The organism is Paenibacillus germinis (genome assembly GCF_013141785.1).
GTDB lineage: Bacteria > Bacillota > Bacilli > Paenibacillales > NBRC-103111 > Paenibacillus_E > Paenibacillus_E phytorum.
Window position 1 is genome coordinate 22,374 of the sequence record NZ_WHOC01000009.1, and the last position, 23,615, is coordinate 45,988.

A 23,615-nucleotide genomic window follows, 5' to 3' on the forward strand; every position below is an offset into this window, starting at 1 on the left:
AGTAGCGCTTTCGAAGCCAGTTTTTCTGGCGAAAAACTCTAAGGAGGATCAAGCATGAACACAACCCCGCTTAAACTTCTCCTGGTCGATGATCAGGATTTAATAAGAGAAAGCCTGCACATCGTACTTGATATGGATCCGGATATTCATGTTGTCGGTTTGGCTGAGAATGGTCACATAGCTCTAAAGCAGTGCGAAGAACAGCAGCCTGACGTTGTACTCATGGACATTCATATGCCAGTCATGGACGGCGTCGAAGCGACTCGCCAAATCAAAGCCACATGGCCTCAGATTCGCGTTATCATCCTGACTACCTTCCAGGAAATCAGCTATGTCGTTGATGCCCTAGGAGCGGGTGCCGAAGGCTATTTGCTCAAAGCCATTCATCCGAAGGATCTGGCGGCCGGTATCAAATGGGTGCACCAAGGCGGTACACTCATCCCGCAAGATATCGCCAGAATGCTCGTCCAGCAAGCGAGAGGCGCTGCAGATAACACATCGCAAGGTGCCGGAGTCAAAGCTCTGGAAGAGCAGGTTCGGGCCGATACTTATGGACTCAGTGAGCGCGAAGTGCAAGTACTGCACTGTATCGCCGATGGCCTCAATAACCGAGAAATTGCCGAAAAACTGTTCTTGTCCGAAGGCACCGTGAAGAACTATATTTCCAGCATTTACTCGAAAATGGACGTCCGAGACCGCGTGCAAGCATCCAAGAAGGCTCATGAGGAAGGGATGCTATAGATTTCCAGCTGCACTAAGACACAGAAAGACCGCTCTTCGACTAGGAAGATGCGGTCTTTTGTCCTTTCAACTATCCGAAAAGCCTCTCCAGTAACGACTTTTTTCGTTTCCGAATCTTTTTGTAGCTTTTCACCCTGGAATAGGTCGGCTCCTCATCAACCGGTTCAGGCAGTTCAGCTGAATAGAGCGTCAATTGTTGGGATTCCTTATGCAAAACTTCGGCATCCATGTCTGTTGGCTGCTGCAGTACCACGATCCCATTTGCCAACTGCTCATGGAGCTTATGTTCAATTTGATATTTAAATTGCCGCAGCAATTGTTCTTGCTGTTTGTTTTGGAGTTCAAAATGCACATGAAGCTGCGTTTGAAGATCCGCTACCTGCTGGGAGAGGAGCACAACTGCTTTTTGCAGAGAATGAAGATGCTGTGTACCGATGGGTTCGTCCATTTCAAACTCCTGAAAGTCCTCTCCATTCTCAGCTAACAGTGCATGCAGTTCCGCAGCCGTAATAAGATCATCTTTCTTCATGTGCTCCCCTCCAATCCGTACATACTAGGCTCCCGCATCATCGCAAGCTTACCTGCTCCTTCTATTGTACATGATGTGTATGAATTGTTCACCTTTTGATTCTGAGAGTTAGGAGTAAATCAAACATGCAAATAGAATCCCATCTTAAAAAGAAACAGCGAGTACTAGATAATTTCCTGATACCTTTCGTCAAATCACGTTCCTTTCCTTATTTGTGGCTTAGCCAACTCATATCCATGCTCGGCGGTTCTGTTACTACCGTTATTTTACCCATGGTTGTTTATTCCCTAACAGGTTCAACCACGATGATGGGCATCGTTATGGCAGCTTATATGCTCCCTTACGTAATCATGCTCCCCTTTTCCGGCTGGATCGTAGATCGCTATGATCGCGTTAAAATTATGATGCTCTCTGATATCGTTCGATTCATCACCATGTTAGCCATTGCGGTGCTTATTTTCACTGACACCTTATCCATCCATGTCTTATTCGGACTTGTAGGCATCTATGGCCTCATGGAAGGCCTTTTTCATCCTGCCTATTCAGCTGTACGTGCCACCGTATTCACACCCGAAATTCGTAATGCCGCTAACGCTCTAACACAAATGAGCAATCAAGCCGTCCGACTTATCGGACCTGTCCTAGGTGGACTGCTGATTTCTTCCTTATCCGCGAGTTACGGCTTCGGATTAGATGCGCTGACCTATCTCCTCTCCTTTCTATGCCTGCTCTTTATGGTGAAAAAATCGCTTTATACACCGACCATCAAACAAATTGCCGATCAACCCTCGACTTCGTGGAAGAGCGAATTTCTAGAAGGTATTACGGTCCTAAGAAGTCATCCCTGGCTTTGGATAACAATCCTTGCCTTTTCGTTCATTAATATTAGTTACAGTGGAATTAGTGTCATTCTGGTTCCTTGGTTATTCAAAGTACATCTACAACTGGATCCATTGATGTATGGTATCGGGATTACTTGCTCTGGACTTGGGGCCATCGTTGCGGCACTCATTTTTGGCTCTAAAACAAAATGGCCTCATCGAGGTCTACTCGCTTACGGCTCTGTACTCCTCAGCGGTGTGGCATTGCTGCTCCTCCCCTTCACCTCTTCAGCGGTCATTCTAGCTGTCCTAATGGCAGTAGAAGGCTTTGGACTTATGATCTTCGGTCTTATCTGGGAAACTAGCTTACAGGAGCTTGTACCAGCAGAAGCCTTCGGCCGTGTGGTCAGTCTGGATCTATTAGGTTCTTTCGCCCTGCTGCCTGTGAGTTATTTCCTTATCGGCTTAATTGCTGATGGAATTGGCGGGATTACGACCATTACGTTATTCGCTTCGATTGGCATCGCTATTGTTGCTAGTGTGCTGTGCGTGCCGGCTATTCGTCGTTTCCAGTGATGGGTTAGGGCATTGAGAGCATATGTTGAATAGATGAGATACTCCCATTGATACTGTTCGACGACAACTACATCAGGGTCAAAAAAAGGGGATGTCCCATAAGGCGTTCATCTTTAGGCTGCCTCTATTTTCACTGTTGCACTACACGGAAAACCTACCGTTAATTTGCGTATTTTTTCATAAAAATCTAGTTTACATGGAAAATCTCCCGTTATTTCTGATGTTTTCTCGCGGAATAGCGATTCCCCCAAAAATTAGAGGGAGGTTTTCCAGTTAGATGAACGTTTGGATCAATTAACGCCAAATAACTGGAGGAATTCCTGTTAGATTTCGCTCCGTATCGAAACAAATAGAGGCTGCTCGCTAGGTTTTTAACCTTTTGAGTCAGCCTCTTTTCCACATCTTTATGGTAAATTCGATGATCCCATCAAATACCGATCAACTTCACGAGCCGCTGCGCGACCTTCGTTGATCGCCCAAACCACAAGGCTTTGCCCACGACGCATGTCACCGGCAGCGAAGACACCGTCCACGCTCGTCGCAAACTTACCGTAGTCCGCTTTCGCGTTGGAGCGCTCGTCTTTGACGACGCCAAGTTGATCCAGCACCGTGTTCTCCGGTCCTGTGAAGCCCATCGCGATCAGTACCAGCTGAGCTGGGTAAACTTTCTCGCTGCCCGGAACTTCCACAGGGACGAATTGGCCTTTATCGTTCTTCTGCCACTCGATGAGCACCGTGTGCAGTTCCTTCAAGTTGCCATTCTCATCCCCCACGAATTTCTTCGTGTTGATTAAGTATTGGCGCGGATCGTCACCCTGCAGAGCAGCCGCTTCTTGTTGACCGTAGTCCACTTTGTGGACTTTTGGCCATTCCGGCCAAGGATTGTTCGCAGGACGTGTGTCCGGTGACTTCGGCATAATCTCAAATTGCGTAACACTCTTCGCTTTGTGACGCAAAGATGTGCCCACGCAGTCCGTACCCGTGTCGCCGCCGCCGATGACGATAACATCCTTACCTTCGGCGGAAATGAACGCGCCGTCAGCGTGCTCGGAATCTAGCAAACTCTTCGTGTTCTTGCTCAGGAATTCCATGGCTAAGTGCACGCCACCTAGCTCACGACCCTCGATCGGAAGATCGCGGCCTTTCGTTGCCCCGCCGCACAGAACGATGGCATCGAACTCCTCTTGAAGCTTCTCGATCGGATAGTTCACACCGACATGAGCACCGGTAACGAACGTGATGCCCTCGGCTTCGAGCAGGTCCACACGACGCTGGACATACTTCTTATCCAGTTTCATGTTCGGAATACCGTACATGAGTAGTCCGCCCACGCGGTCTGCACGCTCGAACACGGTTACCCAGTGTCCAGCTTTGTTCAACTGCGCTGCTGCAGCGAGTCCGGATGGACCCGAGCCTACGACCGCCACCTTCTTACCTGTGCGCACTTCCGGAGGCTCAGGTGTAATCCAGCCCTCATCGAAACCTTTATCAATAATGGCTTTTTCGATGCTTTTGATCGTAACTGGCGTATCCTTCAGACCTACCGTACACGAACCTTCACATGGTGCCGGGCAAACGCGTCCCGTGAATTCAGGGAAGTTGTTCGTTTTATGCAGACGGTCCAGAGCCTCTCTCCATTGACCGCGATACACCAGATCATTCCATTCCGGAATGAGGTTATTAACCGGGCAACCAGCGGCCATGCCGCTGATCAACGCCCCTGTGTGACAGAAAGGAATCCCACAATCCATGCATCTTGAACCTTGTGTTTGCAATTTATCTTCAGTCAGCGGCGTCGCAAACTCTTTCCAATGTCCAATTCGGACTAGGGGAGCAGCTTCAGATGCCACTTCTCGACGATGTTCTATAAAACCAGTTGGTTTACCCATTTACGTTTAATCCCTCCCAAGAGTTTTCACTAGAAAACTTACTTCGTAAGCATGTGCTGAGTTTTTCGCCAATAAAACTGGCATCGAAAGCATCACATGTTTTGCTTAAGCAAAACTTACTTCGTCAGCATCTGATCTGATTCGTTAGTTTCCACCGACACGTGAAACGTCCCTCATATTCGCCTCGAAAGCAACCATGACGGCTTCTTGTTGGCTTAGTCCGGAGCGTTTCACCTTTTCGATAGCATCAAACATCCGTTTGTAGTCCTTCGGTATAACCTTCACGAACTTCCAAACGTACTCATCCCAGTGCTGAATAACTTGGTGGGCAACGCTGCTATCCGTAAATGTGGCATGATGCTGAATCATCGTTTTCAGTTCGTTCATTTCATACGTTTCTTCCAGCTGCTCTAGGTAAACCATTTCTTTGTTCACCTTACTTGAGAAGTCCCCCTTCTCATCCAGCACATAGGCGATACCGCCTGACATACCTGCTGCGAAGTTGCGTCCCGTAGAACCGAGAACAACAACACGGCCGCCAGTCATGTATTCACAACCATGGTCGCCTACACCTTCGACAACCGCTCGCACGCCGCTGTTTCTTACGCAGAAACGCTCGCCTGCAATTCCACGGATGTAAGCATCCCCGTCGGTTGCGCCATAGAACGCGGTATTTCCAATAATCACGTTATCTTCGGGAACAAAGTGCGATTGACTGGAAGGGAAAATAGCCAGTTTACCACCGGATAATCCTTTACCAACGTAGTCATTCGCATCGCCTTCCAACGAAAGCGTGATCCCTTTCGGTACGAAAGCACCGAAGCTTTGCCCAGCAGAACCATTAAAGTGGAGGCGGATGGTATCGTGAGGTAAGCCGTCCACGCCGTGACGACGTGTCACTTCACTACCTACTATCGTTCCGACAACACGGTTGACGTTCGCAATTGGCAGGATGGCGTGCACATGCTCTTTGCGCTCAATCGCAGGCTCACAAATAGCGAGCAGCTTCGTTACGTCCAATGAGCGATCCAAACCATGATCCTGCGCCATTTGGCAGAAACGGCCTACATCCTCGCCCATCTCTGGTTGGTGCAGAAGCGGCGATAAGTCGACGCCCTTAGCTTTCCAATGCTCGACAGCTTGCTTAGACTCAAGCACATCTGTGCGACCGACCATCTCTTCAATGGTGCGGAAGCCAAGTTCAGCCATCATCTCACGCACATCCTGCGCGATGAAGGTCATGAAATTGACCACATGCTGGGGGTCCCCGGCAAATTTCTTGCGAAGCTCCGGATTTTGCGTAGCAACCCCAACCGGACAGGTATCCAGATGGCACACGCGCATCATCACGCAGCCAATTGTAATGAGCGGAGTTGTAGCGAAGCCGAACTCCTCAGCCCCGAGCAGGGCAGCTACGACAACGTCGCGCCCCGTCATCAGCTTGCCGTCTGTCTCGACGACGATACGGCTGCGCAGGTTGTTGAGCACGAGCGTCTGATGCGTCTCCGCCAGACCAAGCTCCCACGGCAGTCCCGCATGACGAATACTCGTCTGCGGCGACGCGCCTGTTCCTCCGTCGTAGCCGGAGATCAGGACAACGTCCGCTTTTCCTTTGGCTACGCCGGCAGCGATGGTGCCAACACCGACTTCGGATACCAGCTTCACACTGATCCGTGCCCGAGGGTTGGCATTCTTGAGATCGTGGATCAGCTCAGCTAGATCCTCGATCGAATAAATATCGTGATGCGGCGGCGGCGAGATTAAGCCTACGCCTGGCGTAACGCCGCGAACCTCGGCAACCCAAGGGTACACCTTGGTTCCCGGGAGCTGACCGCCCTCGCCGGGCTTCGCGCCCTGCGCCATCTTGATCTGAATCTCGTCAGCATTGACGAGATAGTGGCTTGTGACGCCGAAGCGGCCGGACGCCACCTGCTTGATTGCGCTTCGGCGAAGGTCGCCGTTCGCATCCGGCGTGAAACGCTCAGGGTGCTCGCCGCCCTCGCCGGTGTTGCTCTTGCCGCCGATGCGGTTCATCGCAATCGCAATCGTCTCGTGCGCTTCTTTACTGATGGAGCCATAGGACATGGCTCCCGTCTTGAAGCGCTTAAAGATCGACTCGATCGGCTCCACTTCTTCGATCGGAATCGGTTGTCGGCCTTCCTTGAAGCTCAGAAGCCCGCGTAAAGCCATATATTTCTCATCCTCACGTTTGATGAGCTTCGAGAAATTCTTATACATCGCGTAGTTGTTCGTACGAACGGCTGATTGTAAGGCATGCACCGTTTCCGGTGTATAGAGATGATCTTCTCCATCTCTGCGCCATTGCAAATCACCCCCGGTATCCAGCACCTTATCGCGTCCCTCTTGCTCGGAGAAAGCACGGTTGTGACGGATCAAAGCTTCCTTAGCCACAATATCGATACCAATCCCGCCAACAGGCGTGTGGGTCCATGTGAAATACGAATCGATGAGCTCTTGGCTAAGTCCAATCGCTTCGAAAATTTGTGCTCCACGATAACTCTGGATCGTGGAGATACCCATTTTCGCCAGGACTTTAACAACGCCCTTCGTTACGGCTTTAATGTAGTTATACGTCGCTTTCTCAATATCAACGCCAACTAGCTGCTTGCGCGCTATCATGTCATCTAACGTTTCCAACGCAAGATACGGGTTAATTGCCCCTGCGCCATAACCGAGCAGCAAAGCAAAATGGTGCACTTCACGCGGTTCGCCCGACTCTACAAGCAAGCTGACTTTGGTCCGTGTGCCTTGACGAATCAAATGGTGATGGAGACCCGAAGTCGCAAGCAGCGCCGGAATCGGGGCCTTACGGCTATCCACACCACGATCTGAAAGAATGAATAGCGAAGCGCCTTCCGCAATGGCTTGATCAGCCGCAGCATAAAGGGCTTGCATCGCATTTTCTAGACCTACTGTGCCTTCGGAAGCTTCGAACAGCGTAGGCAAGGTAACCGTTTTGAAGCCATCGCGTTTAATATGACGCAGCTTCGCCAACTCTTTATTAGAAAGAAATGGCGATTGCAAACGAATTTGTCGACAGCTCTCCGGTTCAGGGTTAATCAGGTTGCGCTCAGGACCGATTGTAGTGCCTTGAGCTGTAATAATTTCTTCGAAATTCGCATCAATCGGCGGGTTGGTAACCTGCGCAAACAGTTGCTTAAAATAGTTATATAGGAGCTGCGGTCGATCGGAAAGCACGGCAAGCGGTGCATCCGTACCCATTGAACCAATGGGGTCTACACCCGTTTTGGCCATTGGCTCTAGAGTCTTACGCAGTTGTTCGAAGGTATAGCCAAATGCATGCTGACGCTGAAGTACCGTGTCATGGTCGGAACCGAGCACGATTGGCGCATCTTCCAAATCTTCAAGGGAAACAAGGTGCTCGTTCAGCCAATCACGGTAAGGCTGTTCGCCAGCGATGCGGCTTTTGATTTCCTCATCGGTCACGATGCGGCCTTCTATCGTATCAACAAGCAGCATACGACCCGGTCTGAGACGATCTTTGTACAAAATACGCTCTGGCTCAATATCCAAGACACCTACTTCAGAAGCCAAAACAATGAAATCATCGGTAGTCACATAGTAACGCGATGGACGCAAGCCATTACGGTCAAGAATTGCTCCAATTTGACTGCCATCTGTGAAAGCAATGGCTGCTGGACCATCCCACGGCTCCATCAGTGTACTGTGGTACTCGTAGAAAGCCTTCTTCTCATCATCCATCGTTTCGTGTTTGGACCAAGGTTCTGGCACCATCATCATCGCTGCATGCGGCAGCGAACGTCCAGAAAGCATGAGGAATTCTAATGTATTATCAAACATTTGTGAATCGGAGCCATCGGTATCAATAACAGGAAGAATGCGTTTGAAGTCTTCGCCGAATAATTCGGTTTCGCACATAGCCTGACGGGCATGCATCCAATTCACATTGCCGCGCAGGGTATTAATTTCACCATTATGAATCAAATATCGGTACGGATGCGCACGTTCCCAGCTCGGGAATGTGTTCGTACTAAAGCGGGAGTGAACGAGTGCGAGTGCGGAGTCTACTTTCTCATCTTGCAATTCAATGTAATAAGCGTCTACTTGCTCAGGCGTTAACATTCCTTTATATACAATCGTTCTGCTAGACAAACTAGAATAGTAAAATTGCGATTCACGATGAGATAATTTGATAGCGTTTTCAGATAGCTTACGTATCATATATAGCTTGCGCTCAAAATCCAAGTTGCTCGTAATATCTTCACTTTGACCGATAAAGACTTGACGTACAAACGGCTCCGCTGACTTCGCGGAATCTCCCAAAGAACTGTTATCCGTTGGAACGGTTCTCCATCCGAGGAATTGCTGCCCTTCTTGTTTGACAATTCGCTCAATTATACTCTCACATGCTTGGCGTGCCTCCAAATCCTGAGGTAAATAAACCATACCTACACCATAGCTGCCAGCAGCAGGGAGCTTTATATTTTCCTTCTCACAAGCGGACTGAAGATACGTATCCGGGATTTGCATCAATAAGCCTGCCCCGTCTCCCGTATTCGGGTCACTGCCTTGACCACCGCGATGATCTAAATTACAAAGGACACGAAGCGCCTGTTTGACGATTTCATGTGATTTGACACCTTTGATATTGGCAACAAAGCCAATACCGCACGCATCATGCTCAAACCCCGGATCGTACAATCCCTGTTTGGGAGGTAATCCAATTTTAGTCATGTTGTGCAACCTTTCTTCCCTCGTTTTTGGTTGTACTCTTCGTCCTTGCCCGGACGATGGAGTCGTTTACCCTTGGACGCACGCGTTAAAGCGCTAAAAAGTGATGACACGCGAATGCCTATTCCACCTAAACCAAGCTAATTAATTAGATGAAATATTCTCAATATTTTTTATATTATATTAACACTTGATATCTTATAGTTCAATTTAAAAATAATTAATATGAAAAGGTTTTCATTTTAATAGATTCCAGCGTGAAAATCGCAATGCCTGCACACTCCCTTAGCGTATAGTACGTCAATGAAAGCGGACGAATCTGAACAGGCTCGACCGTCGATGTAATTCCCAGGCTTCTCGCCATCAGAGATGCCCGATAAGCATGGAAACCATGCGTTACAATCACCGCTGTCTTATATCCCTTTTCCATCATAATCGCCTGACTGTTCTGTAAATTCTCCATGGTGCTTCGTGACCTCTCCTCTAAAAGGATGGCCCGCTCCGGTACCCCTTTCTCCATTAAATAACGTTTCATCGTTTCAGCTTCAGAGGGTTCACTGCCGCCTATCCCCCCACTGGCAATAATATTCGGTGCTAATCCGCTGCTGTAAGCCTCCACCGCAATATCCAATCGTTCACGTAAAGCCGGACTCGGCTTGCCATCCCATACCGCAGCGCCTAGAATAATGATACAATCACTAGGAGTTCCATGGGAATGTTTCCAAGTATAGTTAACTTTCCAACTCATGAAAGAAAAGTAAAACAGGATGATTAGGAACAAAGCGACGAGTATCCAAAGCCAAGTTTTGAGTTTCTTTTTCATAGGCCCATGATAGCAAACTTTCTATGTTTCATGCTATGATAGCTTATACCGCTGCAATGAACATACATCCAGATTCCACAGCCTAGGAGGAACTCTGTTTTGAGTATACAGCATACTTTTTCAACCGGAACGATCTGGGAGCCTCTTTATCAATGGCAAATGAAGGCCCATCCGATTGAAGTTGAGCTTTTCCGGTCGCAGCCGGTTCGCCGTCTGAAGTTTCTGCATCACTTCGGGGCATCTGCGCTTTTTTCACCGATGACACATTCCCGCTTTGAACATACCGTAGGCGTCTGGTCATTGATGGCTCACTTTTGCCCAGATGATCCTCATCTGCGTATTGCTGCGCTTTTACATGATATTGGACACTTGCCTTTCTCCCATGCGGTTGAGAGAACACTTGGGTACGATCATCATCAGCAGACTGAGCAATTAATTAGGCGCGGCGTCGTTGCTGATATTCTCATCAAGCACGGCATTTCGCCACCGTCGATTGTGGATATTTTGAATCAAGACAGCCCTCTTACGAATAAAACAACGCTGCTCGGGCTCGATCATCTTGATAGCTTTCTAAGAGATACTTATTATGCCGGACAACAAGTACGACCACCCTCTGAGATTGTCAAAGGGCTTCGCTTACGCGGTCATTATGTGGAAGCTGACGAAGATACGGCTGCTGCGCTCGTTCATGCGGTTGTCGAGGACCACCGACTCTTTCTGAACCCACAGTTCCTTGCGATGGATGCTCTGCTGGCTAAGGCCGCTGCTCATCACTGCGAGTCGAATCCCGGCATGAAGGAACGTATTCCTTCCCTTATGGATCACGAATTGATCCAGGAGCTTTTGCAGAGCAATAATGCGACTTCCAGGGAAATCATCCATGTGCTGATGTACGAGCCCCAACGAATTCAAATCACTGGGGAGCCTGTTCCAGGCAGTATAGAAGTCAAAATTCGAAAACTATACAAGAAACAACCACTGATCGGCGATAAGCTCGCCTCAGAAGCAAGCTTTCAATCCGCCGTCAAACTGGCAGAGCTCGATAGTATGACAGCCACTTACTTTTTCACCATATAATACTTACATTTATTACATCCGCAGAGGGGAATGGCCCAGCTTGGCAAAATTGTATTTCCGTTATGGCACAATGAACAGTGGTAAATCAATCGAAGTTTTACGAGTCGCTCACAATTATGAAGAACAAGGAAAAAAAGTACTGCTCCTCACGTCCGTCGTAGATGATCGTTTTGGGGTTGGCAAAGTTGTCTCCAGAATCGGCATGCAAAAGGTCGCTACCGTGGTAGACAAGGACTTGGATATGATTGCACTCGCGAGCACAGAACGCCCAAACTGCATTTTGGTTGACGAAGCGCAGTTTTTGAATAAAGAGCAGGTTGCTCAATTAATTGAAATTGTAGACGAATTGGATATTCCCGTTATTGCTTATGGGCTCAGGGCTGATTTCATGGGGCAATTATTCGAAGGAAGCGATGCCTTATTAGCTGTAGCTGACACGATTGAGGAGATCAAAACCGTCTGCTGGTATTGCGACAAAAAAGCGATTATGAATATGCGCTGCAAAGACGGGGAGCCGATCTTCCACGGCGAACAGATTCAAATTGGCGGTAATGAAAGCTATGTACCTGTGTGTCGTAAATGTTATGCATCTAAGCGGAAATCTTCACAAATTTAAAGGCTATACCTATCTATAGGTCACAAAGATATGGTTTTATTAAGAAAGGTGAGTTCCTTGCGAAAAAAACGGATTTTGCTCTTATCCGAGGGCTTCGGGAAAGGTCATACGCAAGCGGCTCATGCGCTTTCAGTGGAGCTAAGACAAAGTTCATCTGAAATTATCACACGTGTGATCGAGCTTGGCGCTTTTTTGCATCCTACCTTAGCACCTTGGATCTTTTCGGCATACCGCCGCACGGTTACATCACAACCCAAACTCTATGGTATGCTTTACCGTAATCAATATGAAAAGTCGCCTAACCGCGTTGCAGCGCTTTTTCTGCATCGTATTTTCTACTCCCAAACGAAAGCAATCATCAAGCAGCTAAAGCCAGATATCATCGTTTGCACGCATCCTTTTCCGAGCATCATTGTCTCTCGTCTGAAAAGAGCTGGACTTGCTGTTCCACTCTTCACCGTCATCACCGATTATGATATTCATGGCACGTGGATTGATCCCGCAGTGGACAAATATTTGGTTTCAACACCATTGGTGAGAGAACGCTTGATAGGCCGCGGCGTGCCGGAAACGCATGTTGAAGTCACGGGGATTCCTGTGCATCCTAATTTCCGGTTGGAACATAGCAAAGAGCAGATTCGCCAAGAATTTGGTCTAAAAGCAATGCCCACTGTTATGGTCATGGGCGGCGGTTGGGGAGTATTTAAAAAGGAAGAAAAGGAAGAACTGCTGACGTACTTGGCAAGTTGGAGCAAGGATATCCAGCTTCTAATCTGCCTGGGGACGAATGAAAAGGCACGTCAACAACTACTCGAGGAAGACGTGTTCCGGCAGCCTAACGTACATTTAATCGGTTATACAAGCGAGATTAACAAGCTGATGGACATCTCCGATCTGCTCATTACGAAGCCGGGCGGAATGACTTGTACAGAAGCGATGGCCAAAGGCATTCCAATGCTGTTCTACAGCCCAATTCCAGGTCAAGAAGAGAAGAACTGCGACTATTTTCAAGAACAGGGTTATGGCCAGAAAATTATTTCGCTAGAAATGATAGACCACTGGTTCAAATTACTGCTTGAACAGTATCCCGAGCTTGTGAAACGTAGAACAGATATCCGCAACCATCAGAAATATACGGCGCAAGACTGCTCCACAGCCATCATGCAATACTTAAAGTTATCGGAGAAGCGCCCCTATATGCAGGCATCAACAACAACACCGCTCATACAATGGTATTAACCATGTATAGGGCGGTGTTTTATTTATGGATCCCCTTCATCGATTCGGCAAGCAGTTCATCTTCACTTATTTGCTTATCTGGTTCGTCGGCAGCCTCTGGATGATGGCTGTGCTGGGCAGCGGCTCAGTTCAGGGGAAACTACTCGGTATCGACCTGTATCTGTATCACGAGTATGTATGCTTTGGATTTGCGGGAGCTTTAGGCGGAGCGCTGTATGGACTGCGCATGTTTCATGAGCATTATCACGACCTCACCACACAGTGGGTGTACTGGTATTTGATGCGCCCGATACTTTGCTTCGGATCAGCGATTATTACCATCGTCTTATTCGAGAGCGGCATTCTGCTGCTGCAAGTCGGGGACTCGATGGCCGCTCGTATCAGTGTGGCATTTCTTACCGGTTATGGATACGGGAAATTCATGGAGAAGATTCGTGCATTGACGAATACGTTTTTTAATGGAAACGGGAATGGGAGCAGTAACGGAAGCGGTAGTAATGGCGGTGATCAGCCTAAGTCTTAATAAAATAGTAAAAAAGGTGATGTCCCAAAAGATGAACTTTTGGGACATCACCTTTTTTTGCTCAAAATCACCATAAGAGCTGAATCGATCCAAATTTATATTGAATTGGATTGGGTTAATTGGAGATTATAATCTTGTCACCTACTTGTATAAAGGAGAACACCATGAGAATATTCTTGATTTTGTGTATTTGTCTATTTTTGATGCAACCTACTGCTAGTGCAACCCCTAAGAAAGATCGAGCTTATTATGAGACACGCGGAGAAATCGTTTGGGAAGTAAATACCGATGAAAAAGTCATTGCACTAACGTTCGACGATGGTCCTCATCCTGAGTACACTGCTCAGATTCTGGAACTGCTAAGACAGTACGAAGCTAAAGCCACTTTTTTCGTTGTAGGTAATAAAGTAAAGCTTTATCCTGACGTTCTAAATCAAACCATACGCGAGGGCCATGAGATAGCTAATCATACATATAGCCACGCCTATTTAAGCAAAAAAAACAACATCAAAAAAGAAATTAATCAAACAGAGGAACTTATTTACGACACAACAGGAAAGCGGTGCCTATTGTTTCGCCCACCTGGAGGGTTTTATAACGAAAGGCTTGTAGCTACTGTCCGAGCAGAAGGGTATAAGATGATTATGTGGAGTTGGCAATTGGATACAAAGGATTGGAGTACACCAGGGGTCAACAAAATTGTAAAGAGCGTATTAAAGAATGCGAAAAACGGAAATATTGTGTTATTCCATGACTATATTGAAGGTCCTACACAGACCATAGCAGCCTTGAAAATCATTTTGCCGGAATTAAAAAGCAGGGGATATCAGCTAGTTACCGTTTCTCAACTTCTAAACTATAACAAGGCTCTCCCTGCAAAAATTCATTAGATATTGAAAGGTCCTAACTAAATAGAGATTTGAAATGGAGTGCTTTTCGATGGCAATTTTTAAGCTGCGTTATAGTTTGATACTTTGTGCGCTGCCTGTTTTGTTCGGATTCACAGCATCCGCTGGCGACTCCGTCATGACCGAGATTATGAACGAAGCTCCAAAAAAGCGAATCTTACCTATTTCCGCCAGGATAGATCGTGTTGAGGGTGCTATCCCTGGTTACAACGGTCTGGAAGTCGATATTCAAAAGACATACGAAATGAACAAGAACAACCTTGGCAGCAGATCTATTCATTATGTTTATAAGGAAATACCAGCGGAGATTAATCTTAACCAGTTGGGAGCAGCCCCCATTTATCGCGGCAATCCTCAAAAACCGATGGTTTCTTTCATGATCAATGTTGCATGGGGAAATGAATATCTCCCTGTTATTCTCGATACACTGGACAAGCATCATGTGAAAACAACTTTCTTTCTTGACGGTTCTTGGCTTAAAAAAAATGTGACCACGGCCAAACAAATCCTGAACCGCGGTCATGAATTATCCAATCATGCTTATTCTCATAAAAACATGAGCCAATTAAGCAATAGCCAAGCTTACCAAGAAATCTCGAAAACCGAGAAACTCCTCACTCGAGAACTACAAGTAAAAAACCGATGGTTTGCTCCCCCGTCGGGTGATTTCGATAAAGAGACTGTAGAAGTTGCTCAAAGTATGAAGCTGAATACGGTGTTGTGGACATTAGATACAGTTGATTGGAGAAATCCAAGCCCGCAATCCATTATTCATAAAATAAGTACAAAAGTGGACAAAGGTTTCTTAATACTCATGCATCCCACTCGATCAGCAAGTAAAGCCTTGGATGGCATGATTACTGCTGTAAAGAATAAAGGATTGCATGTAGGGACTGTAAGCGACGTATTGTCTACAAATCGGGTTCCAGTTGATGAACAATACTTTGGGACCGAATGACGTGGAAGGTTTTGGGGAGTTAAAGAACGCGCTTAGCTTGGACAAAGCGCTCTTTCCAAGAGCCATTCAATTCAGATATCGTGACTCCAATGCCCGGGCGGAAGGTATGCAGCATAAGGCCGTTACCTAAGTACACCGCAACATGTCCGATACGGTCGATGCCGCTTTTATTTTTTCTTTTGGGCGTGGTGAAAAACACGAGATCACCTTCACGTAGTTGATCGATAGACACCTCTGTACCAAGCCGACTCTGCTGCCTTGAATCTCGCGGCAGCGAAACCCCTTGACTGATAAAGATGTATCTCAAGAAGGAAGAACAGTCGAAAGAGTCGGTTTGGTCCGACTTCGCCCCGAATACGTAGGGGGTTCCAAGGAAGCCAAATCCTTTCACAATGAGATGGTCGGCTTTGCGTTTCCAACTTGGCTCCTTTTGATTCGAATGGGCAAGCTGTTCAAAATGCGCGACGACTTTAGCTGTTTCGGCAGCGGATATCTTTACATTCTTCGAATTTGGGACTGGATCATCTCCATCATGAGTATGATCCTGTGTGAGAGCGCTCTCATTCTCATTCACGGAAGGCGTGCTGCTATCAGGAGTTGTCAGTTGCTTATCGGTAGTGGTATCCTGTCCTGACAACTGTACAGGAGCATCTGCTACCCATTTATTAGAGTGAGTATTCGAGAATGCAGCCGATAATTCCATGTTTTCAGGATTTTTCATGGTAAAACCGATTAATACCAGAAAAGCAATGACTAGAGCGGCTATCGCATATTTTTTGGCAAGCATGTGTGGCCTCCTCTAGATAAGCAAGTTTACCTATACCATTCTACGGCAGATGACAAGGTCAGGGGGTATAGAGGATGGGATTTCATGGGTGATTAACAGCAAAGAAGCCTTTCCGTCAGCAGTGCTCTGCTTCCAGAAAGGCTTCTTCGTCATTTCAGTGCATCAAACGTATGCACCTTGTTCCAACTGACACCACCGCTAGCAGTGGTGTACATCACGCTAGGCTGCTCATTGTCATTCGTGATGAGCCAGCCTTGATTTATGTCTGCCATAGCCAACAGCAGCTCACCATAGCCTGTGAACGACTCCTTGCCGTTCACCCATGTCTTGCCGCCGTCCTTGGTCCATCCGACTGAGTTCGGCTTGTCGCAGCTCGGGCATTGCCCGCCCATATAAGCTACGTCTGGGCTCACGACGTAGAGAGGTCCGGGCTTGCTGCCCGTGTTCTTCGGCCCCGTGTTCTCACCCGCAGGGAAACCAGGGGCTGGTCCACCTCCCGCGGTGCTGTTTACCAGAACCGTCAGCCAGTTTTTCCCGCCGTCTTTGGTGTGAAACAACGAATACGAGGTTTGAGTCATCCCTGATTCCCCAATTAGCTCAACCCACGCATCGTTTACACCCGCCGAACGAATAACGACACCGGTTAGTGAGGCTGCTGTTTTACGCGACATAACTTTATTCCATGTTTTGCCACCATCCTGTGTTCTCTGGACTTCAATCGCATCCTTGACTTGTCTAACAGCCCATCCATTATTTTTATCATGGAAATAAGCGTCCCCCTTCGTGCCTTCAGGTACTGGCAAGGAAGTCCACTTCACGCCTCCATCCACAGTGTGTGCATTTCCGCTAAATGCTTCCGTCTTCGTTACAAAATGAAGGAACGCTTGATTCGGTATTTTACCAATGGATATCCAGTGTTCGCCTCCATCCTTCGTACTTAACAGTTTACCTTCATCCGAGGCAACGGCCCAAGCATCTTGATTATTCAGTGCAAACAGCTGCTGAATGTCCCCTGTCCCCTCGTATTGAACCTTCCATTTTACACCGCCATCATCTGTCCGTGCGATCCAACCTTTGCCGCCGATCCAGCCGGATTTGGCATCAGCCAGCCTTACCGCTGTTACTCCGTTCATCGATACCTTCGATGGTGTTTCATTACCTTTATTGGGAACAGCTGTCGAACCAGGGGCTGGCGTTTCAGCCACAGCTGTCGGTTGTGGCGTGATCGTTGCACTAGGTGTCGGTGAATTTGAAGCATTCACTGTCCCGCTTGTTGTGCCGGATGATTCACACCCTGTAAGTGCGAATAGCGTTATTGCCAAAAGCGTAATTGTTTTTCTCAACATGATGATAACTCCCTTCACTTCTAATCGTTCATCGATCTACCTTATAGACGTAACTTTCCTCAGAAAAGTTGAGCCCGTAGACACATAGCTTTTTGGCAGATTTAGTATGTCCCATAGCGTATTGTGCTTATGATCGGAGCAAGAATTACCGAAATCACCTTTTTAGCAAAATAATAAATTAGGCATGACTCATCCCATTGACGAATACAATCGAATCAAGGAGGGGGACATTGTTACGGAAAGGAAGAGGATCGGTTGAAATTCATCTGGGGTAAAAAAGAACTCACCTTAATGATCATTCCGGGCGCCAACCACCGAACCGTAAGATTCAAGCTTCCGCACAGCAGTCTGTATATAGTGCCGAGCTTGATCCTGCTCGTGTTGATTGGATTTTTTGTCACGATTTACTTAATGAATATCTACTCCCATCAAACGAGAACCAGCATGCAGCAAACGTTCGATGGACAAGAGCGCCAACTGGTTAATCAAATTACACTTAAAAATAGCGAACTGGAACAGCTTCAAACCAATTTGATTGACTTATCCCAGCAAGCGAATGAATTTAAGGTGAAGTTAGAAGAAATTAAGAAACTTGATCATGTCATTCAGTTAATGAGCCAGACAGAAGGAACAAACCGGACAAGCAAAAAGATTTCTATGGAGAGTACAGAGACTCCGAGTGGAGTACGCTCTGACATCGGTGGCAGCGAGGTCCCTGTTACTTCGCAAGAAGTATCTTCTTTGGTCAGCAGCACCAAACAAGGACTTTTTTCGCTAGTTGGGGATATTAATGCTCTTCTCGTGAATTTGAGCGAATCCGAAGCCAGGCTGGAAGAAGCCGAGCGTCTTCGCAGCATTACGCCGACACTGTGGCCAACGATGACCCACCTTATTACATCAGGTTTCGGCATACGAAGAGATCCTTTTACACTTAAACCAACCATGCATGCCGGACTTGACCTTGATGGTGAGATCAATGACCCCGTATATGCCACTGCAGCAGGTAAAGTAGTAGAAGCCAGCTTTGACAACGAACATGGGAATCATATTATTATCGATCATTCCCGAGGGATACAAACGGAGTACATGCATCTGAATAAAATCCTCGTTAAACGCGGAGAATCAGTAACGAAAGGTCAAAAGATCGGCCTACTCGGCTCCACAGGACGAAGTACGGGCTCCCATCTGCATTATGAAGTTCATAAGAACGGCGTCCAGATTGACCCCTCCCCTTATCTCATTACCAATAGAAAGGATGAACCCTAATGCTTGGAAGCTCTAAGTCGAAGCGAATTGATGCTAAAACAACCGATACATTGATCGGGGGCAGTACCATTTGTGAGGGTAAAATCATGTCCGAAGCCAGCCTTCGCATCGAAGGCCAGATCAACGGCGACATTGAGTGCGCAGGCGACATCACCATTGGTGAGAACGCTGTTGTGCAGTCCAACATCCAGGCACGCGATGTCATCGTTGCCGGCAAAGTGAAAGGCAATATTCACACCAAAGGCAAGCTCATCGTGACCAGCTCCGGCGTGCTGGTTGGCAATATCGATGTCCGTTCTTTCATTATTCAGGAGGGCGGCATTTTTCAAGGAAGCAGTGCGATGAATCTCGCAGCTGTGAATGAAAAAGGCAGCGGAAACGGCAAAGTCATCGATGCTAAAGCACATAAACAGCAGAAGAGTGAGCAGCAGGCTGCTTCTGGCGGGAATTAAGCATTGGAAGTAAGCAAAAATAGAGATTGCCTATCAGCTGGCCTTTTTGGCCAGGTTGTGGGCAGTCTCTATTTTGTTCTGTGCAATGCAATGGCACCAGACCTTCTCTCGCTCGTGAAAACGGTAAAAGTGGAGTCTGTGGAGCTCTTTGACTCCGCGAAGCCTCGAACCTCCCTAATTGAATTCCTAGTTAGAGCGAATTCAAGGCAGCTAACAAAGCCTGCGTAAGTGCAGTCTTTTCAATCGAGTCAGACTGTTTGGAAGAAATTCCTGCAAATATACAGTATTATTGCAGAATTTCTGCCTGAACTTGAGAAGAAGCCGCGGAAAAGTGTATTTTTGCAGGGATTATATTTATCGAGCTAAATATGAGGTAAATGGATGTATAATTGCATTTATTATACAAAAGCTGAACTGCGCTTCGTTGAAGTTCGTATCGCACGATATTTTTGCCTGCTGCCCCTGTGACAGCGGAAAACCATCTTTTCGTACAGAGCGACTGCAGCTTTCTAACGGCAGTTCGGTGATTGATGCCTAAATGAGTCAATGCATCAATAGGCCGTAGTGGACGAGCGAGTCTGCAGGCGAGACGAACGATTTCCCTCTCCTACACGCAGCTCGAGGCAGTCTTTTTTTGTCCTCTAAGTAATTATCTTCGTCAGGGAAATTGACGCAGCTAACAAAGCCTGCATAAGTGCAGTCTTTTCAATCGAGTTCGACTATTGGGAAGGAATTCCTGCAAATATATACAGTATTATTGCAGAATTTCTGCCTGAACTTGAGAAGAAGCCGCGAAAAAGTGTATTTTTGCAGGGATTATATTTACCAAGCTAAATATGAGTAAAAAGGATGTATAATTGCATTTATTCTACAAAAGCTGAACTGCGCTTCGTTGAAGTTCGTATCGCACGATGTTTTTGCCTGCTGCCCCTGTAACAGCGGAAAACCATCCTTTCGTACAGAGCGACTGCAGCGTTCGAACGGCAGTTCGGTGATTGATGCCTAAATGAGTCACTACATCAATAGGCCGTAGCGGACGAGCGAGTCTGCAGGCGAGACGAACGATTTCCCTCTCCGACACGCTGCTCGAGCTTGCGGGAGATGATTGCGACTGATAGCGACTAAGCAGCATCCGCAATAACGTTATGCATAGCTCTGGACGATGAGCGACGTCATCATATGCAAAAGATATGATCTGGTCCCATAGCAGATAGAAATGTTTCCCGGTTCAGTTCGTTGCAGTATTTTTGTCTGTCCATATCCCGAACATGCGAACCGAAACCTTTGATTTCGATGATCAGTTTTACAGCTTGCGTCAGCCAGGCGAAATCGCAGAAATAGGATAGACCGCGCCAATCGAGTACTTCGAATTCCGGATGTAAATCGTCGAAATTTCCTAGGAGAGGCCACCATATGTTCCTGCAAAATAATCTCTCGGCTTCCCGGTGTCCCCGCTCCAAGCGGCCTCTTCTTTCTCCCGTTCGCCTCTGTAAATGGTTCTGAATAAAATAAGAATGTGACTTCTCAAACGTCATCTTCAACCTCCCCTCACAAATGAAAAAAAGAACGGCCCAGCTCCATCTGTTGAGGAATGGAGCGGGACGTTCTTCGTCTCGTTGAGATTATTATAATGCGAATTCGTTCGGTTAACCAGTCCGAATATTGGGTAATTATTCCTAATTTATGAGCGGAGCAGGCTGCCAAGGAAGGAGAGCTTTCTGATGCTGGGAATTTCCTTGTTGCTTACCTGCGAATATTAATCACAAACGTGAGGATATAACGGCACTAAAGCAAACGGCTATCCCCTTGGGAAATCACGTTTTCATTGGACACCCGATTGCGCACAAACTGCGCGAGCAAACGTGCCCCGTAACCGGTCGCGCCTGCCGAATGCCAGCCTTGAGCAGATGATACATCTTTTAAAGACGCCATATCGATATGAGCCCAACGCAGCGATGGCTGGACGAACTTACGCAAAAATAAAGCTGCCGTCGTAGCCCCTGCTTCTCCTACCCTGCTGATGTTGCATATGTCCGCATAATCACTGTGCAGGTAAGCTTCATATTCATCGACAAGCGGGAGCTGCCACACTTTTTCGCTCACTTGCTTCCCCGCTTGCACGATCTCCGCTACCATCGTGTCCTCTCCCCAGATTCCAGCATACTTGGAACCTAGAGCGGCTCCGCAAGAATAGGTCAAGGTCGCAATATCAACGGCTTCCACAGCCCCAAGTCGCTGGGCATGAATCAAGGCGTCGGCTAGCACCAAGCGGCCTTCCGAATCCGTATTGCCCACCTGAACCGATACGCCGTTCGGGTATTGCAGCAGCTCGCCAGGCAGCAATGCCTCCCCGTCTGGCATATTTTCGGCGGCAGCAATCAGCACAACGACGTTCGCCTGCACGTCCCCAGCAGCAAGAATATCAAGAGCGCCTATCACGGCTGCCGCCCCTGCCATATCCATTCGCATATCGCTGATATCGAAGTCCTTCTTCAGACTGATACCGCCTGTATCAAAAGTAATGCCTTTGCCAATTAGGGCCGTAAGCGGCAATGCCTCATCCGTACAATAGCGCAGCTCCAGAAGCGCTGGAGGATACTTGCTGCCTTTGCCCACGGCGATCAAGCCGACCATACCTTGCTGCTCCAGACGCTCCCCTTCATAAACGACAGCCTCAACCTTCGTATGGGCAAAATGTCCCACCGTCTTCTCGATAAGAGTCTTCGGACGCAGCATATTGGGGGGCTCATTCGCGAGATTGCGGGCTAGAATCGCTCCCTCTGCATAAATGCGTCCCCATCGTACCGCTTCGTTCAACACTTCGAATCTTGCTTCCTCTTCCTTTACTACATCTGCTTCTGTTTCAGTGAGAAACTGCAAGCTTACTTCCGCTTGTTGGGTCTGTTTCGTTCGATACACTTCAAACGCATAAGTGCCGAGCTTCCAGCCCTCCACCCAAGCGGTTACTGCTTCCGCTTCGCTAACGGCAACCGAGTGCTCACAGCGCTCCAGCAGCTCGCCCAAGTTAATGCCTACTCGCTCTTTCTTGTGCTTGTTAATCGCACGCCCAGCATTGCCCGCGGCCTCGCGGATTCGTTCCGTATTCAGGCACGAGGCTTCTCCACAACCGACCAGCAGCGCGTCACGCTCTCCAATACGGCCATGCAGCCAAGTCAGCGCCCCTCGTTCTCCCATATGCGGCAGAAGTGAATAGGCTTGCAGCCATGAAGGAAGGCGTGTCGCGCCCATCTCTTCGATGTCGTCCGAGCAGATGGGAACAATGAGAGTCTGGGCATCATTTTCTCCACCAACCGTAAACGTCATCTTAAGATACCTCCATCTTCTAGCCGCTGCCATGTTTCAAAGGAATGCCTTCCTTCTTGAAGACGAATGACGCGGGCGCCCCGAGGTAAATCTCCATAGGTGCTGCAGCCTGTCACTCTGCCAAAACATAACCGAATATCATGCAGCGTACCACAGTAATCATTGTCATGATCATGACCGACAAAGGTTCCCATCACATCGCCCATTTCCACCATGGCAGCAAACAACCCGCTGTTGAGTTTGGGACAACATACCTCTTCGTGTTTGGTACCGCTCACTTTCCCCAGATTCCATACATCGTTGTATTCAGGAAGCGGGATATGGAAAAACGCGAGCCCAGGCAATATAGCCCCGCTCCGTTCGCGGAGAGCCAGCGACTGCTGCTTATACCAATGCACCTGATCCGAGGCAATCCAAGCGTAACCGCCTACTGATTCTGGTGCCATCACGCCGGAATCGAGAAAATAAAGAACAGCAGCCGGATTACCGGATTGCATGCTTTGAATCGTATGCATGTAATTGCCAACGCCGCTGAGATCTACTGGTCCTGCTTGCGAGTAGCAAGTCTTATGCTCCAGCGCGATCGCCATCAGTTCCTCACGTGTCACATCCGCCTCCGCATCGTGATTACCGAATACGTGCGTCCAGGGTAAGCCAGACTCAACAGCTGGAGCAATAGCTCTTCGAAAGGATGCTGAAGAGTCAGATACGCCATAGCTTGAAATCAGATCGCCCGTGTATACGATGAGATCCGGCTTCTCCGCCGCTAACAACGCTCTGACTAAAGCGAGCGTCCTCAAATCCTCTTCATTGTCCTTGTCGCCTCCTATATGCAAGTCCGTGAGCTGTACAATAGTAAATGTCCCGTCCTCCCGGAACCTCAGATCGTCCGCCATTCATCCATGCCACCTTTCTAATCGCAGTTAAAAATATTGAGTAAGTTACTAAGATTGAATTTATAACTCGTGAGGGCTGAAGGGCTACAGTGGTTACCAATGTTGTATTT

Annotated in this window: 19 protein-coding genes; 10 read left to right on the forward strand and 9 right to left on the reverse strand. The window is 47.8% G+C overall.

Features of this window, described 5'->3' with window-relative positions; all coding sequences use genetic code 11:
• The first annotated feature begins 54 nt into the window (after positions 1-54).
• A complete protein-coding gene (locus GC102_RS01355; RefSeq protein ID WP_171687891.1) occupies positions 55-741 on the forward strand; it encodes a response regulator transcription factor in 687 nt (228 codons plus the stop codon).
• 70 nt (positions 742-811) lie between these two features.
• Here the strand turns inward: GC102_RS01355 and GC102_RS01360 are convergent, their stop codons facing one another.
• Positions 812-1,270 carry a hypothetical protein gene (locus tag GC102_RS01360; protein WP_171687892.1) on the reverse strand — a complete coding sequence of 153 codons (459 nt, stop codon included), beginning with the start codon at positions 1,268-1,270 and terminating at the stop codon, positions 812-814.
• A 125-nt stretch (positions 1,271-1,395) separates the two neighbouring features.
• Here GC102_RS01360 and GC102_RS01365 point away from each other — a divergent pair, with 125 nt between their 5' ends.
• Entirely contained in the window at positions 1,396-2,667 is a 1,272-nt protein-coding gene (locus tag GC102_RS01365) for an MFS transporter (protein ID WP_171687893.1), read from the forward strand.
• A gap of 404 nt (positions 2,668-3,071) precedes the next feature.
• On the opposite strand, the gene GC102_RS01370 is transcribed toward GC102_RS01365, so the two are convergent.
• The 3 genes from GC102_RS01370 to GC102_RS01380 all read right to left on the reverse strand — a co-directional run bounded on the left by GC102_RS01370 (position 3,072) and on the right by GC102_RS01380 (position 10,113).
• Positions 3,072-4,556, reverse strand: coding sequence for a glutamate synthase subunit beta (locus tag GC102_RS01370; protein WP_171687894.1), 1,485 nt, complete (start codon positions 4,554-4,556; stop codon positions 3,072-3,074).
• 144 nt (positions 4,557-4,700) lie between these two features.
• Complete coding sequence (gene gltB, locus GC102_RS01375; protein WP_171687895.1) at positions 4,701-9,293, reverse strand: glutamate synthase large subunit; 4,593 nt, start codon at positions 9,291-9,293, stop codon at positions 4,701-4,703.
• A gap of 217 nt (positions 9,294-9,510) precedes the next feature.
• Complete coding sequence (locus GC102_RS01380) at positions 9,511-10,113, reverse strand: YdcF family protein (protein ID WP_171687896.1); 603 nt, start codon at positions 10,111-10,113, stop codon at positions 9,511-9,513.
• Positions 10,114-10,212: 99 nt separating this feature from the next.
• Between GC102_RS01380 and GC102_RS01385 the strand changes: the two genes are divergently transcribed.
• The 6 genes from GC102_RS01385 (at position 10,213) to GC102_RS01410 (ending at position 15,434) form a co-directional block, all read left to right on the forward strand.
• Positions 10,213-11,190: an HD domain-containing protein gene (locus GC102_RS01385; protein ID WP_171687897.1), complete on the forward strand. Its 978-nt coding sequence runs from the start codon at positions 10,213-10,215 to the stop codon at positions 11,188-11,190.
• Between the two features lie 40 nt (positions 11,191-11,230).
• Positions 11,231-11,806 carry a thymidine kinase gene (locus tag GC102_RS01390; protein WP_056831067.1) on the forward strand — a complete coding sequence of 192 codons (576 nt, stop codon included), beginning with the start codon at positions 11,231-11,233 and terminating at the stop codon, positions 11,804-11,806.
• Between the two features lie 57 nt (positions 11,807-11,863).
• A complete protein-coding gene (locus GC102_RS01395; RefSeq protein ID WP_171648078.1) occupies positions 11,864-13,045 on the forward strand; it encodes an MGDG synthase family glycosyltransferase in 1,182 nt (393 codons plus the stop codon).
• A 25-nt stretch (positions 13,046-13,070) separates the two neighbouring features.
• A complete protein-coding gene (locus GC102_RS01400) occupies positions 13,071-13,568 on the forward strand; it encodes a hypothetical protein (protein WP_171687898.1) in 498 nt (165 codons plus the stop codon).
• Between the two features lie 164 nt (positions 13,569-13,732).
• Positions 13,733-14,458, forward strand: a complete 726-nt coding sequence (locus GC102_RS01405) for a polysaccharide deacetylase family protein (protein WP_246320683.1) — start codon at positions 13,733-13,735, stop codon at positions 14,456-14,458.
• 49 nt (positions 14,459-14,507) lie between these two features.
• Positions 14,508-15,434: a polysaccharide deacetylase family protein gene (locus GC102_RS01410; RefSeq protein WP_246320684.1), complete on the forward strand. Its 927-nt coding sequence runs from the start codon at positions 14,508-14,510 to the stop codon at positions 15,432-15,434.
• Positions 15,435-15,453: 19 nt separating this feature from the next.
• Here the strand turns inward: GC102_RS01410 and GC102_RS01415 are convergent, their stop codons facing one another.
• Both GC102_RS01415 and GC102_RS01420 read right to left on the reverse strand, forming a co-directional pair.
• Positions 15,454-16,221 (reverse strand): C40 family peptidase, encoded by a 768-nt coding sequence (locus GC102_RS01415; protein ID WP_171687900.1) that lies wholly within the window; start codon positions 16,219-16,221, stop codon positions 15,454-15,456.
• Between the two features lie 149 nt (positions 16,222-16,370).
• Positions 16,371-17,567 (reverse strand): beta propeller repeat protein, encoded by a 1,197-nt coding sequence (locus tag GC102_RS01420; RefSeq protein ID WP_171687901.1) that lies wholly within the window; start codon positions 17,565-17,567, stop codon positions 16,371-16,373.
• 255 nt (positions 17,568-17,822) lie between these two features.
• Between GC102_RS01420 and GC102_RS01425 the strand changes: the two genes are divergently transcribed.
• Together GC102_RS01425 and GC102_RS01430 are read left to right on the forward strand one after the other, a co-directional pair.
• Positions 17,823-18,833, forward strand: coding sequence for a M23 family metallopeptidase (locus GC102_RS01425; RefSeq protein ID WP_246320685.1), 1,011 nt, complete (start codon positions 17,823-17,825; stop codon positions 18,831-18,833).
• Entirely contained in the window at positions 18,833-19,285 is a 453-nt protein-coding gene (locus tag GC102_RS01430) for a bactofilin family protein (RefSeq protein WP_171687902.1), read from the forward strand. The genes GC102_RS01425 and GC102_RS01430 overlap by 1 nt, the downstream gene beginning before the upstream one ends.
• A gap of 1,175 nt (positions 19,286-20,460) precedes the next feature.
• Here the strand turns inward: GC102_RS01430 and GC102_RS40255 are convergent.
• From GC102_RS40255 to GC102_RS01445, 3 genes are all read right to left on the reverse strand, one after another.
• Positions 20,461-20,820: a hypothetical protein gene (locus GC102_RS40255; RefSeq protein WP_312883139.1), complete on the reverse strand. Its 360-nt coding sequence runs from the start codon at positions 20,818-20,820 to the stop codon at positions 20,461-20,463.
• A 250-nt stretch (positions 20,821-21,070) separates the two neighbouring features.
• Positions 21,071-22,609, reverse strand: a complete 1,539-nt coding sequence (locus GC102_RS01440; RefSeq protein WP_171687903.1) for a leucyl aminopeptidase family protein — start codon at positions 22,607-22,609, stop codon at positions 21,071-21,073.
• A complete protein-coding gene (locus GC102_RS01445; RefSeq protein ID WP_171687904.1) occupies positions 22,606-23,505 on the reverse strand; it encodes a metallophosphoesterase family protein in 900 nt (299 codons plus the stop codon). Before GC102_RS01445 ends, GC102_RS01440 begins: the two co-directional genes overlap by 4 nt.
• Positions 23,506-23,615 lie beyond the last annotated feature (110 nt).

Coding starts and splice junctions, on each gene's coding strand:
- GC102_RS01400 (WP_171687898.1), top strand. CDS start 13,071: ATGGATCCCCTTCATCGATTCGGCAAGCAGTTCATCTTCACTTATTTG.
- GC102_RS01420 (WP_171687901.1), bottom strand. CDS start 17,567: ATGTTGAGAAAAACAATTACGCTTTTGGCAATAACGCTATTCGCACTT.
- GC102_RS01380 (WP_171687896.1), bottom strand. CDS start 10,113: ATGAAAAAGAAACTCAAAACTTGGCTTTGGATACTCGTCGCTTTGTTC.
- gltB (WP_171687895.1), bottom strand. CDS start 9,293: ATGACTAAAATTGGATTACCTCCCAAACAGGGATTGTACGATCCGGGG.
- GC102_RS01415 (WP_171687900.1), bottom strand. CDS start 16,221: ATGCTTGCCAAAAAATATGCGATAGCCGCTCTAGTCATTGCTTTTCTG.
- GC102_RS01365 (WP_171687893.1), top strand. CDS start 1,396: ATGCAAATAGAATCCCATCTTAAAAAGAAACAGCGAGTACTAGATAAT.
- GC102_RS01410 (WP_246320684.1), top strand. CDS start 14,508: ATGGCAATTTTTAAGCTGCGTTATAGTTTGATACTTTGTGCGCTGCCT.
- GC102_RS01445 (WP_171687904.1), bottom strand. CDS start 23,505: ATGGCGGACGATCTGAGGTTCCGGGAGGACGGGACATTTACTATTGTA.
- GC102_RS01405 (WP_246320683.1), top strand. CDS start 13,733: ATGAGAATATTCTTGATTTTGTGTATTTGTCTATTTTTGATGCAACCT.
- GC102_RS40255 (WP_312883139.1), bottom strand. CDS start 20,820: ATGACGTTTGAGAAGTCACATTCTTATTTTATTCAGAACCATTTACAG.
- GC102_RS01440 (WP_171687903.1), bottom strand. CDS start 22,609: ATGACGTTTACGGTTGGTGGAGAAAATGATGCCCAGACTCTCATTGTT.
- GC102_RS01370 (WP_171687894.1), bottom strand. CDS start 4,556: ATGGGTAAACCAACTGGTTTTATAGAACATCGTCGAGAAGTGGCATCT.
- GC102_RS01360 (WP_171687892.1), bottom strand. CDS start 1,270: ATGAAGAAAGATGATCTTATTACGGCTGCGGAACTGCATGCACTGTTA.
- GC102_RS01355 (WP_171687891.1), top strand. CDS start 55: ATGAACACAACCCCGCTTAAACTTCTCCTGGTCGATGATCAGGATTTA.
- GC102_RS01430 (WP_171687902.1), top strand. CDS start 18,833: ATGCTTGGAAGCTCTAAGTCGAAGCGAATTGATGCTAAAACAACCGAT.